Source organism: Loigolactobacillus zhaoyuanensis (genome assembly GCF_003946385.1).
In the GTDB taxonomy this organism is placed as follows: domain Bacteria; phylum Bacillota; class Bacilli; order Lactobacillales; family Lactobacillaceae; genus Loigolactobacillus; species Loigolactobacillus zhaoyuanensis.
The window spans coordinates 1-13,055 of record NZ_RHOE01000004.1 but is presented as its reverse complement, the minus strand read 5'-3'; the positions used below and the strand labels follow the sequence as shown (position 1 = coordinate 13,055).

At 42.1% G+C, this 13,055-nt stretch carries 11 protein-coding genes; all 11 read right to left on the bottom strand.

Going from position 1 to position 13,055, the window contains the following annotated elements; all coding sequences use genetic code 11:
• Nucleotides 1-78 precede the first annotated feature (78 nt).
• Entirely contained in the window at nt 79-1,203 is a 1,125-nt protein-coding gene (locus tag EKM76_RS01455) for a Nif3-like dinuclear metal center hexameric protein (protein ID WP_125548898.1), read from the bottom strand.
• A complete protein-coding gene (locus tag EKM76_RS01450) occupies nt 1,196-1,894 on the bottom strand; it encodes a tRNA (adenine(22)-N(1))-methyltransferase (protein ID WP_125548897.1) in 699 nt (232 codons plus the stop codon). The genes EKM76_RS01455 and EKM76_RS01450 overlap by 8 nt, the downstream gene beginning before the upstream one ends.
• A gap of 508 nt (nt 1,895-2,402) precedes the next feature.
• A complete protein-coding gene (rpoD, locus tag EKM76_RS01445) occupies nt 2,403-3,518 on the bottom strand; it encodes an RNA polymerase sigma factor RpoD (protein WP_125548896.1) in 1,116 nt (371 codons plus the stop codon).
• A 91-nt stretch (nt 3,519-3,609) separates the two neighbouring features.
• Nucleotides 3,610-5,463: a DNA primase gene (gene dnaG, locus EKM76_RS01440; RefSeq protein WP_125548895.1), complete on the bottom strand. Its 1,854-nt coding sequence runs from the start codon at nt 5,461-5,463 to the stop codon at nt 3,610-3,612.
• A gap of 158 nt (nt 5,464-5,621) precedes the next feature.
• A complete protein-coding gene (gene glyS, locus EKM76_RS01435; RefSeq protein ID WP_125548894.1) occupies nt 5,622-7,703 on the bottom strand; it encodes a glycine--tRNA ligase subunit beta in 2,082 nt (693 codons plus the stop codon).
• Nucleotides 7,704-7,705: 2 nt separating this feature from the next.
• A complete protein-coding gene (gene glyQ, locus EKM76_RS01430) occupies nt 7,706-8,608 on the bottom strand; it encodes a glycine--tRNA ligase subunit alpha (RefSeq protein ID WP_125548893.1) in 903 nt (300 codons plus the stop codon).
• Nucleotides 8,609-8,882: 274 nt separating this feature from the next.
• Nucleotides 8,883-9,656 carry a DNA repair protein RecO gene (gene recO, locus EKM76_RS01425; protein ID WP_125548892.1) on the bottom strand — a complete coding sequence of 258 codons (774 nt, stop codon included), beginning with the start codon at nt 9,654-9,656 and terminating at the stop codon, nt 8,883-8,885.
• A gap of 20 nt (nt 9,657-9,676) precedes the next feature.
• Complete coding sequence (gene era, locus EKM76_RS01420; protein ID WP_125548891.1) at nt 9,677-10,588, bottom strand: GTPase Era; 912 nt, start codon at nt 10,586-10,588, stop codon at nt 9,677-9,679.
• 276 nt (nt 10,589-10,864) lie between these two features.
• The gene (locus tag EKM76_RS01415) at nt 10,865-11,254 is read right to left on the bottom strand and encodes a diacylglycerol kinase family protein (RefSeq protein WP_125548890.1); all 390 of its coding nucleotides are present in this window, start codon (nt 11,252-11,254) and stop codon (nt 10,865-10,867) included.
• On the bottom strand, nt 11,238-11,714 hold the full coding sequence (gene ybeY, locus EKM76_RS01410) for an rRNA maturation RNase YbeY (protein ID WP_125548889.1): 477 nt from the start codon (nt 11,712-11,714) through the stop codon (nt 11,238-11,240). The genes EKM76_RS01415 and ybeY overlap by 17 nt, the downstream gene beginning before the upstream one ends.
• A 32-nt stretch (nt 11,715-11,746) precedes the next feature.
• Entirely contained in the window at nt 11,747-12,709 is a 963-nt protein-coding gene (locus EKM76_RS01405) for a PhoH family protein (protein WP_125548888.1), read from the bottom strand.
• Nucleotides 12,710-13,055: the final 346 nt, after the last annotated feature.

Genomic DNA, 13,055 nt, shown 5'->3' with positions numbered 1-13,055 from the left:
AATTTACCTCCATCTAAAAAGTTAATTTTTTTGTCATTCAAACTCAATTAAGTCACAAAATCATTTTAACGTACGAACCTAAACGATAAACGTAAACGGGTCCGTGCTCAACGCTGAAGCCATAAAAGTGACATCATTCCAACCGGCTACCCGTGCCCATTCTTGAAATAAAGGGACTGCCTTGGTCTTAACAATACTTTCAATATGATGACCAGGATCGATTGCTGACAATCCGGCAGCTAACATATCATGTGCAGTGTGGTAATAAACGTCACCGGTCACAAAAACATTTGCTTGCTGCTGTAAAACTGCCGGATAAAATTTACCGCCATCGCCACCAAGTACTGCAACACGCTTAACCAGTTCATCAGGATGCTGGGTCACTAAGCGTAACCCTTGAACGGCAAAAGCGTCTTGGGTAAATTTAGCAAATTCACGAATCGTCATTGCCTGTTGCGGCTCACCCACCCGACCGATACCAAACTGTTCACCACTAGCATTATCTAAGGTAAATAAATCATAAGCCGGTTCTTCATATGGATGTGTCTGAAACATTGCTGCTAAGACAGCGTTAGTCAGCGCTTCAGGAAAGACAACTTCGACTTTGGTTTCAGCAACTGCCTCAGCTTGATCAACCTGGCCAATAAACGGCTTTGCGCCGGCATTCGGCGTAAAGCGGCCGGTACCAGCATAGCTAAAGCTAGCTGCCGAGTAATCACCTAGTTGACCGGCACCGGCAGCAGCCAGCGCCTGACGCATCCCGTTTGCATTTGCTTCTGGAACATAAGTTGCTAATTTTTTTATTTTACGTTGATAATTAGGCTGTAAAATCTGAACATTTTTTAACTGTAATTGCTGGGCCAGCCAATCGTTCATCCCACCGTTAGCACTATCTAAATTAGTGTGCGCCGCGTAGACCGCGATATGGTGGCGCAACAGTTCTGCATACATCGCATTTTGGGGATCATCTGTGACTAAGTTTTTGGCTGGGCGAAAAATAACGGGATGATGGGCAAAGATAAAATCGATTTTTTTAGCGATTGCCTCCTTCACGACCTCTGGCCGCACATCTAAGGTTACTAATACTCGATGAATCGTTTGTTCCGTTGATCCAAGTTGCATGCCAACCGGATCGCCACTTTCCGCTAAGTACTGCGGTGCAAATTGCTCGAATCGGCGAATAAAATCCTTCACTCTAACCATGTAGCACCTCCTCAATCTGTTGGTTCTCAGTCCGTAAAGTCGTTATTTTTTGTTGGGGTGGATTTTGGGCTTGTTCAAGATTAGCTAAAATACGTTGATTCGTAACTAAGCGATGCTGCCATTTTCCTTGAAAAACAGGTGCTTTCTCCTGTACCAGACACGGGCCAAACTTCACCTGTAGCTCCGTGTACTTCACTGGTTGCGCTTGACGTTCAGCGACAATTATTTCATAAGTATGCTGATCTTCGCGCAAAATTTTTTCTTGGATAATTGCGAATTGTTGCTCAGCTAACCAAGTACGCACAACATCCTCTTGTACATTTGGCTCTAAGACCAGTCGTTTAACAGTTTTTAATTCTTGCTGTCCCCGAGCCAAAATATCGCGGATCAAGATACCACCCATACCAGCGATCACCACTGTATCGATCTGATCCATTGCGCGAATAGCCGCCAAGCCATCCGCCAAACGCACCCGAATTTTAGGTGCTAAACCAGCGGCGACCACTGCATTTTGTGCCCGAGCAAACGGACCAGCGATCACTTCGCCAGCAACGGCATAATCAACTTTTCCACTGGTCACTAGATTGATGGGTACCATGGCATGATCCGAACCGATGTCTGCTACGCGGGCACCATTTGGGACACACGCTGCTATTGCTGCTAAACGCTTTGTTAAATGATTTTTATTCACAACATTCAAATCCTCTACTTCACAATTATGTTGGTTTATTCGCGTAGTTCGCTAATAAACTTTTATGTTACGGACGATGCGACTTAGACTTGCCACACTTTGGCTTAGTCTAATCGACAACGGGGAGCAAGCAATTACTTTGCAAAAAAGCATCAGCAATTAATACTTGCCAATACTGTCCCTCAAAACGAGTGACAGTATCCATTCAACTACGGCAAAATTCGCCAAGTTGAAACATGGTTCTACTTCACAATTATGTTGGTTTATTCGCGTAGTTCGCTAAATTAAAACATAACTATATTACAAATATGTTGCCATCTGACTCTATTGTAACAGCCCCATGCATCATTTAAAATATAGCGATACCAATTTAATTATTAATTATTTCTGTAAGCGTGTTAATAGCTATAAAAACTGACGATTTAGTTAAATTAATGCCCCGAATATCCTACTTTTTCTAAACAAAAAAGCAATCGCCATAACTCGACGATTGCTAGATCACAAAATACTATTCTAAGAAATCTTTTAATTGTTTAGATCGACTTGGATGGCGTAATTTACGCAAGGCTTTAGCTTCGATCTGACGAATTCGTTCACGCGTAACACCGAAGACTTTACCAACTTCTTCCAAAGTCCGCGTCCGGCCATCATCTAGACCAAAACGTAACCGCAAAACGTTTTCCTCACGATCAGTTAGTGTGTCCAAAACACTTTCTAACTGTTCCTTTAGCAATTCGTAAGCAGCATGGTCAGCTGGACTAGTCGCATCTTGGTCTTCAATAAAGTCGCCTAAATGTGAATCGTCCTCTTCACCAATTGGTGTTTCCAACGAAACAGGCTCTTGGGCAATTTTCAGAATTTCGCGGACCTTATCCGTCGGCATATCCATTTCGGCACCGATTTCTTCCGGTGTTGGTTCGCGACCTAAATCCTGCAATAATTGACGCTGGATCCGAATCAATTTATTAATGGTCTCGACCATGTGCACTGGAATACGAATCGTTCGTGCCTGATCAGCAATTGCACGAGTGATTGCCTGACGAATCCACCATGTTGCATAAGTGGAGAATTTGAATCCTTTACGGTAATCAAATTTTTCGACAGCCTTCATCAAACCCATATTACCTTCTTGAATTAAATCCAAGAATTGCATTCCACGACCAACATACCGTTTAGCAATTGAAACAACTAAACGCAAGTTGGCTTCAGCCAAACGTTGCTTAGCTTCGCCATCATTTTGTTCGATCTTCAATGCTAACGCAACTTCTTCATCAGCCGTCAATAAAGATACACGACCAATTTCTTTTAAATACATCCGAACCGGGTCATTAATTTTGATTCCGGCGGGCGCAGACATATCTTGCAAAGCTTTTTTAGAAACTTTCTTTTCTTTTTTCAAACTTTGTTGTGAAGGTTCACCATGTTCATCAACTACGCTGATACCTTGATCTTCAATCCGCTGAATAACTTTTTCAATCGCATCTGATTGCAAACTAAACGGTGTGACGATCGTATCGGTTAGCTTATCTTCCTGAATCTGTTTTTCAGGCTTATATTCTTTGATGAGTGCTTTGAGTGCCGTTTCTAGTTTCTTGTCTCCGCTCTTCACAATCTCTTTTGCCATTAGATCGGCCTCCCTATTTCAATCTCACTATAATTATTAATTCATTCGCCTACTTTTTCGAAAGCATAGCGAATTCAAAAATAAGCAATGGTTATACCATATCCGTATTAATCGTAGGCTGCATTTGCCGTTTTAAACGAATGATCGTTTGCACAGCATTTAATGAACTAGCACTATCGCCGCTACGGCTTGCTTCCTGTAACTGAGCTTGCGCCGCATCCAACTGCCGCTCTAAGCCAGCCTGCTGTAATGCATGCAGATAATCTTGAAACTGATCCGTTACTGTCGCTTCATCAAACGCCTGTTGATCGATTGCAATGACCAAACTTTGCAACTGATTGTCAGTGACCTGATCCATAAATTGTGCGATCACAAACTGATCGTGTTTCGCAAAGTAGGCAATTGCTAACTGATAAATCGCCTGATAAGCTTCATGAACAAATTGAAAATCAGCCTGTTCATTTAACGCGATCCGCACATCGGCAGCCTTAAAATATAAATTCAGTAAGCCACGTTCTGCTCGTTGCGTCCTGGTCAGCTTAGTCTGCTGTTGATGAACTTGCGGCGTCATTGGTGCTGTTTCGCGCCGTGGCTGCGGCGCTGAACGCCGCGTTGTCGTTGCATCAACCAAATAATCTTGTAATTGGGTCGCTAACGCTTCATAGGTTACCTGCAGTGATTCACTTAACCGATTTAAATAAATATCACGTTCGACAGCTGAACTCACATTGACCAGTTCGTGCAATGCAGCATCAATGTAAGTTAACTTGTCCTGCTCGTTATCTAAATTACGTCCTTGCTTTAAATAACGTAATCGGAACCCGACCGCCGTTTCCATACTGCCATTGATGATTTGTTGAAAACGTTCGGCGCCATATTTATTAACGTACTCATCTGGATCAAGTTGTTCCGGTAAGGTCACGATACTTAATTGAAACCGTGGATCACTATGCAATAATTCAATCACGCGATCAGTTGCCTTCAGACCAGGCAGATCACCATCGTAACAAACAACTAAATGATCTGTGGTTCGCTGCAATAAATATAGCTGTTCGTTAGTTAAGCTAGTTCCCATTGAAGCAACACCATATGTGATTCCCGCTCGATAAGCCGCAATCACATCCATGAAACCTTCAAACAAAATAACTTGCTTAGCTTTACGAATCTCAGCCTTAGCCACATCAAAATTAAATAAAACATCGCGTTTATTAAACAATTCAGTTTCGGGACTATTTAAATACTTCGGTTGACCCTCGCGCTTAGTTAACGCTCGCCCTGAAAAAGCGATCACGTTACCTTGAGCATCTTTAATTGGAAACATTACTCGATCAAAAAAGCGGTCACGCAAGGTACCATCATTATTTTCAATAAACAAACCCGAATGACGCAATAAATTAAAATCAACCTTTTTTTCAGCAAAAAAGCGCGTCAATAAATCGCGTTCATTCGGTGCGTAACCAATATCAAACGTTGCTAATAATTCTGCCGATAATTGACGTTGCTGTGTATAAGCTAATGCCGTCTCACCAAGTTTGGTATTTAATAAAATATGATGAAACAGGGCCGCCGCATCTTGATAAAGTTGACGTAATTGTTGTTGCTGTGAATTTGGAGCTGGTTCATTATGGGACTGTGTGTCATAGCCAGCTAGATCAATATCAACATGACCTAATTCGGCAACTCGCGTTACTGCCTCCGGAAAAGATAAGCTCTCCACTTCCATGATAAACTTAAAAACATTACCACCACGACCACAACTAAAACAATGAAAAATCTGTTTATCTTCTGTAACCGAAAATGACGGTGTTCGCTCTTCATGAAACGGACATAAACCAAATAAATTACGTCCGGACTTCTTTAACTGGACATATTGTCCCACCACATCAGTGATATTAACAGCACCGCGGATTTGTTCCACAACATCTTCTGGGATTCTAGTTGCCAACTCACTCACCTTACTCTCAAGCCATAAGCTTCGAAAAGTCGCACCCAAATTGAGTGCGACTTTTCTGAGTCTTAACGAGCACAAAAATACTTCATTTACTATAGCACAATTTGGCCTAACCAGCAACCGGTTTGCACGACCAAAAGCACCGGAAAACTTTACTTAACGATCAATTGATTCAGATCAGCAATACTGAAAATTAAGCGCGCTAAGATCACTAACTGCTGCAAGCGATTATTACGAACTGCAGTATCATCTACCATAACCATGGTAGCATCAAAATAAGCGGCGATCAGAGGCCGTAGTTGTTCTAACGCTTCGAAGTTCTCCGCAATCGTGCGTTGAGCCACTTGGGTACGAACTTCTTCAACAGCGGTATAAAGCATTTTTTCAGCATCGTTTTCAAATAGTGTCGGATCAACGGTCAGTTGCTTTTGGTCAGCAAAATCAGCTTTTTCACTTAAACGTAAAACACGTGTCAAAGCCTCTATTGTCGCCTTAAAGTCAGGTGTATCTTTACGTTGCTTCAATACTTTAGCTGCCGCAAACATCTGCTGTAAATCATTTTCATGACTAGCTAGGACTGCATCAACAATATCGTAGCGAACTTTATGCTGGCCAAACCATTGGCGCATCCGTTCATTGATAAACTGTTGGAATTGACTACTATTAGTCGCTAGGTCTAGGCCAAAGGTCGCCTTATGTTCAGCCAACACTTGACTACTTTGTTGTTGCAAAGCAGTGATATCCAAGTGCCAATTTTCAGCTTTAATGATGCGGACGATTCCCGCCGCTTGCCGCCGTAACGCATAAGGATCGTTAGAACCATTTGGAATTAGGCCAACCGCAAAGAAGCTGGTGATACTGTCAAATTTATCGGCAACCGCCAAAACTGCGCCCACCTTAGTTTGTGGCAGTACACCATCCGCTGAAATTGGTTGGTAGTGTTCACGGATAGCCGTAGCTACAGCTGGCTTTTCACCTTGTAACAAGGCATATTTTTCGCCCATGGTCCCCTGTAATTCAGGAAATTCGCCGACCATACCGGTCATGAGATCAAATTTATAAATTTCACTAGCTCGTTGTAAATCGGCAAGTTCATCAGCTGCTAAACCAATGTTTTTACCTAAAAGTTGGCCAATAAGCTGTACTCGTTGCATTTTTTCATACATTGTACCAATTTTTTCATGGAACGTGACTTTCTTTAAGCGCTCCACATAAGCAGCAATTGTTTGTTGTTGATCTTCATTATAGAAGAATTGTGCATCTTCCAGCCGTGCCGTCAGTACTTTTTCGTTCCCACTGATCACATTGTCCAAGTAGTCACGATTACCATTACGAACTGAAATGAAAAGCGGTAATAGCTTGCCAGCTTGATCACGCGCGTAGAAGAAGCGCTGATGATCTTTCATCGAAGTAATCAAAACTTCATCTGGCATGTTTAAATACTTAGGGTCAAAACGGCCAGAAAAAGCAGTTGGGTATTCAACTAAATTATTGACCTCTTCCAATAAGTCAGCATCAAGTTCGACTACCCAATTATTTTGTTCTGCCAAAGTCATAATTTGTTGCTTAATTTCAGCTTTGCGCTTTGCTGGATCCACGATCACAAATTGTTCCGCCAAAGCTACTTCATAGTCAGTAGCTTGAGCTAAATCAACTGGCTGGCCTAAGAAACGATGACCTTGCGTTGTTCGACCACTGGTAATATTCAGCACCTGCAATGGCACAATGGCTTGATCTAGTAATGCAACTAACCAGTGGATCGGCCGAATATACTCAAAATCATAGTCGCCCCAATGCATGTTAGTTGGGAAAGTCATGCTGGTGATAACTTCAGCCATCCCGCTCAAAACTTCAGCCGCCGACTTTCCGGGAATGAATTTATTAACGAAGACATAATCTTCACCTTTTTGCTGCTTAAAGGTAATATCAGCCGTTGTCAAACCTTGGCCGCGGACAAAACCTTGTGCCGCCTTGGTCCAATTGCCTTCGCTATCTTGTGCAATTCGTTTGGCTGGCCCACGGAGTTCTTCTTTGACATCTTCTTGCTTAGCTGCAACATCAGTCAATAAAACGGCTAAACGTCGCGGCGTCGCAAATGACTTGATCTCACCATAAGTTAAGCGTTGTGCCTTTAAAAAATCCGCCGTGCGTTTAACTAATTGTTGCCGACTTGGCGTCACTACATGCGCCGGAATTTCTTCTAATCCAATTTCTAATAAGAATGTTTGACTCATGGTTATGCCTCCTCCTTTTTAGCCGCATCTTTTAATAACGGAAAACCTAACTTTTCCCGTTCAGCAACGAAAGCACGCGCAACTGAACGAGCCATATTACGAATACGGGCTAAGTAGCCGGCACGCTCCGTCACACTAACGGCCCCACGCGCATCCAACAGATTAAAGGTATGACTACACTTCAAGATATAGTCATAGGCCGGGTGAACCAAACCATTTTCAATTTGTTTTTTCGCTTCACGCTCATACATATCAAATAGTTCCAGTAACATTTCTTGATTGCTTTCTTCAAACGAATACTTAGAATGCTCGTACTCTGGTTCTTTGAAGATTTCACCATATTTAACGCCGTCACCCCATTCAAGATCGAATACATTGTTCACATCCTGAATATATGAAGCTAAACGTTCGATCCCGTAAGTGATTTCGGAAGTAACGGGTTTAACGTTTAAGCCGCCAACCACTTGGAAATAAGTGAATTGAGTCACTTCCATGCCATCAAGCCAAACTTCCCAACCAACACCGGCACAGCCCATTGACGGATTTTCCCAGTTATCTTCCACAAAACGAATATCATGTTCCAATGGTTCAATACCCAATTCCCGCAAACTACCCAGATATAATTCCTGAATATTAGCAGGTGAAGGCTTCATGACCACCTGGAATTGATGATGTTGATACAAACGGTTGGGGTTTTCACCGTAACGACCATCAGCTGGCCGCCGCGAAGGTTCGACATAAGCGGCGTTCCACGGTTCTGGTCCAATTGCTCGTAAAAATGTATAAGGGCTCATGGTACCAGCACCTTTTTCCGTATCGTAAGCTTCCATCAACATACAACCTTGTTTACTCCAATAATGTTGCAAGGTCAAAATCATTTCTTGAATATTTAATTTTTGACTCATCATGAATCCTCCACTCTTTATTTAACTGAAAACAGTAAAAAGTCCCTATGTCGCAATAAACACGACATAGGGACGCTTGTGCGCGGTTCCACCCTAGTTCTAGTGACATACTGCCACTAACACTTAATTATGTTTTATTTCGAACTCGAGAGTGCCACGCTAAACAATTCCTTACCCGACTCACACTACCACGGGCTCGCTTAAAGTATTGTTTAACACCGTTCTGTCTTCATTCACTGATACAGATTTTACGGCTTTTCCAGAAAGTTGTCAATCATGGTTTCAGCAGATCATCCCAATTAGCCATTTCATCAATAAAATGTTTACTTTTTAACGATAAACCAACACTATCCTGATAAATTAAATCTAGCATTTGCCGTAATTCTTTTTTAGTCGCTGGCTTAACTGTGATCGAATTTAGTTTGTGTAGGTCAAGCACCGAAAATAACCGCAATAGGTAAATGGCGCGTGCACTGGCGTGAAACCGATAATGATCAAGCTGCCAATGTTGCTGACATAATAAACCACCGTAGCTTTGCGAATAATCAAACGGTAAATCATTCCGCTGGCACACCACACAACTTTCTAAGTGCGGTGCCACACCGAAGATTCGCAATAACTGCACTTCCATAATATTAGTAATGATTTGTGGATCAAAACCGTCATCAATATAACGCAATGCTAATAAGGTTTGCTCGTACCAACCTTCTAACGGCTGACCATCCGGAAATGCAGCATCAATTAAACTTAAAATATAGGTTGCATAAGCGTTTAAGGTGATATCTTGACTGATCGACTGCCACTGCCGGTATTCCTTAGCCGTGTTAACAAAAGACAATCCATCCATTCGAACATCGCCAACGAATGTTCCATGGGTAAACGGTAAAATAGCCGCTGCCAAGCGGAACCCACGCTTACGCGCACCACGAATAAAAAACATTTTTTTGCCAAAACGGTTGGTTAGAATTTTAACCAGCATGTCACGTTCGCGATAGTCCTTGCGCAGCATGACAATACCATTAAAATCAGTAATTTCTCGTTGTGCCAACGCAACCTCCCACGACTATTTTAATAATTCTTTTTCTGATAGCCTAATTCAGTTAAATAGCGTTGATTATCACGCCAATTTTTATCAATTTTGACCCAGAGCTGCAAATAAACTTTATCACCTAATAGGTGTTCAATATCTAAGCGGGCACGGGTACCAATTTCTTTAAGCATTTTACCGCCTTTGCCGATGATAATGCCTTTTTGGCCCTCGCGTTCGACAATGATCGTTGCTTCGACTTTTAATTTATCCTGATCATTGCGCCGCATCCGTTCTACATTAACCGCAACAGAATGCGGAACTTCATCACGAGTTAATTGTAATATTTTTTCTCGGATCAGTTCCGACACCACAAAATATTCGGGATGATCCGTAATTTGATCATCCGGATAATATTGCGGACCTTCTGGCAAGTTTTGGTTTAAAGTAGCCAATAGTTCATCAACATTGTTACCTTCTAATGCAGAAATCGGAAAGACTTTAGCAAAATCCATTTCTGCTTGATACTGTTCAACAAACGCTGGTAATTCATTGGGATGCACCGTATCAATTTTGTTGACGACTAAATAAACGGGCTGTTTGACCCGCTTTAATTGATCAATGATGAAAGTATCGCCAGGACCCATATGTTCATGTGCGCTAACCATAAATAATACGGCATCGACCTCATTTAAAGCTGAGGTTGCAGAACTCATCATGAATTCATCTAATTTATTTTGCGGTTTGTGAATACCAGGTGTATCAATAAAAACGATCTGGCTTTGTTCAGTGGTATAGATACCTTGGATCTTATTACGGGTCGTCTGTGCCTTGTTAGACATAATTGCGACTTTTTGACCGACAACGCGGTTTAAAAAGGTCGATTTACCCACATTGGGCCGACCAACAATGGCGACAAAGCCAGAATGGAATGCTGCTTGTTCTTCACTCATTTGTTAACTCCTGTTCATGTTTAAGGATAGTTTCGTTTCCGAAACGCTTATTTTCGCGACGGATGTCCTTGCTATGGTTCTTGCGGCATGCACTTTGCCACAAGAATAGACATCGCCCGAAACATCAAAGATTATTAGCGTACTTAGCTAATAATTTTCTACTAATGTGGAGTAGTCCGTTCTAAGCCAGCAAGCTGGCAAGACGGACAGGCTCCTGTTCATATTTAAGGGATAGTTTCGTTACTGAAGCACTTATTCTTGCGACGGATGGGTTCCTTACAGTAACTGTAGCAGCTTAGGTAAGAAGATGATCAGTCCCACCAATATGGCAAATAATGCTGCAAATAAAACTGCTGCTGCAGCCATATCCTTAGCGTATTTAGCTGCCAAGTCATAGTGGCGGGCTGTCAGTAGATCAACTACGTTTTCAACGACCGTATTCGCAATTTCACTTTGAATGACCAAAAAAATAGCTAAGCAGAGCCATAACCATTCATTTTGTGCTAATTGTAGCCACCAGCCGCAACCCAGTGCTAATAAACCGGCCAATAAATGCCAACGCATATTGCGTTCGAGCCGTGCAACCACTATAAAACCCATGAACGCATGCCGCACACTCTGCAGTAGATTACGATTCTTAGTGGTTTGTTTATCTTTTAAGGCCATACGCATCTAATATTTCGCGTTGCAACGCGAACATTTCTTTTTCTGCTTCTGGTGAACGCATATGATCATAGCCATTCAAATGTAAGAAGCCATGCACCACCAAAAAGCCTAATTCACGTTCAAAAGAATGCCCATAATCGTCAGCCTGCTCTTGCGCTTTATCAACTGAAACCATTAAATCGCCGATGTTCCGCGGAACGTGCATTTCTTCCGGCATAATAATAACATCCTGATCATCAGGGTCTTCTTCAATGGCAAAACTGATCACATCCGTTGCTCGATCAGTATCGCGGTACTCCTTATTGATCTGATGAATTTCGTCATTATGCATTAATGTGACTGACATTTCCGTGTCAGCTGGTAATTTCATATAGTTACCGGCAAATTCTAATACGTCTTGAATCAGCTTCAAATGTTCTGGTGATGCTGCTTCCGTATGGTCAAATATTTCTAAATCCACGCGACTTCCTACCCTTCAAAATAATATTGTGCTTACCGACTTTGCTGATCATAAGCCGCAATGATACTGGCAACAACCGGGTGCCGTACCACATCAGCGGCACTAAAACTGACAAAGGTAATATGATCAATGTCCTGCAAAATACGCTGCGCCTGCACCAAACCGCTATTTGCGCTACGAGGAAGATCAATTTGCGTAATATCGCCATTAACAATCATTTTTGAGCCAAAACCAAGCCGAGTCAGAAACATTTTCATTTGTGCTGGCGTTGTATTTTGTGCTTCATCTAAAATGACAAAAGCATTATCCAACGTCCGTCCCCGCATGTAAGCCAATGGCGCAATTTCAATAACACCGCGATCCATCAACCGTGTGGTATGCTCAGCACCTAAAATATCGTATAACGCGTCATATATGGGGCGCAAATAAGGATCAACCTTTTCTTTTAGATCACCAGGTAGAAAACCTAGGCTTTCCCCAGCTTCAACTGCTGGCCGGGTTAAAATTATTTTTTCAACGGTACCGCTTTTTAATGCGGCAACGGCCATAACCACCGCTAAATAAGTTTTCCCAGTGCCGGCTGGACCAATACCAAAAGTAACATCATTATGCTGGGCTGCCTGCACGTATTGTCGCTGACCAAAGTTCTTGACCCGAATCGGCTTGCCCCGCCGATTTTTAATCAATTCCGTTGCGTATAGATCTTGAAAATACTCTAAGGTCCCACGAGTAGCCATTTTAATAGCACTGACCACATCTTCTGCGCTAACGGCGATCCCTTGACCCAGCAGCTGTAGCAAATTAGTCAAAACAGCATAAGTTTGACTAGTTGCTGCGCTAGTGCCGGTGATTTTAATTTCGTTACCGAACGCATTTAACGTCACTTGAAGTCCATCTTCCAATAACGCCAAGTTTTTATCCTGATTGCCCATTAAACTGACTGCCTGTTCCGGACTACTAACACGGAATACTTTAACGACTTGTTCTTCTGTCAAAAGCGTGCTCCTTTTCAATAAATTATACTACCGCTTTTATCGCTATTAATTTATTAATTAGTTACCCAACCGCTGATTTTATTGATCAACAATTAGCTGAATAATTTCCATAAATGTCCTTATAAAATCGTCAATTCTTTATTAAAAATGATAGCACAACCCAGCTTAAAAAGCATCCGCTTGTCACGGCAGATATTTTGGCTCTATACTTTTTCCTGTTGATAGATTGACCAACGTGGTAATCTATTAACAGGATTTTTGTGTAAAATAAAAAAAGCCCACAGGCCCCATACACAAATTTCACCCACTACAGCGTCATTTGAAAGGATATGAAGACCCATGAACT

Bases quoted from the DNA above. Each gene is read 5' to 3' on its own strand.
- EKM76_RS01455 (WP_125548898.1), bottom strand. From the start codon at position 1,203: ATGGTTAGAGTGAAGGATTTTATTCGCCGATTCGAGCAATTTGCACCG.
- rpoD (WP_125548896.1), bottom strand. From the start codon at position 3,518: ATGGCAAAAGAGATTGTGAAGAGCGGAGACAAGAAACTAGAAACGGCA.
- glyS (WP_125548894.1), bottom strand. From the start codon at position 7,703: ATGAGTCAAACATTCTTATTAGAAATTGGATTAGAAGAAATTCCGGCG.
- glyQ (WP_125548893.1), bottom strand. From the start codon at position 8,608: ATGAGTCAAAAATTAAATATTCAAGAAATGATTTTGACCTTGCAACAT.
- era (WP_125548891.1), bottom strand. From the start codon at position 10,588: ATGAGTGAAGAACAAGCAGCATTCCATTCTGGCTTTGTCGCCATTGTT.
- EKM76_RS01415 (WP_125548890.1), bottom strand. From the start codon at position 11,254: ATGGCCTTAAAAGATAAACAAACCACTAAGAATCGTAATCTACTGCAG.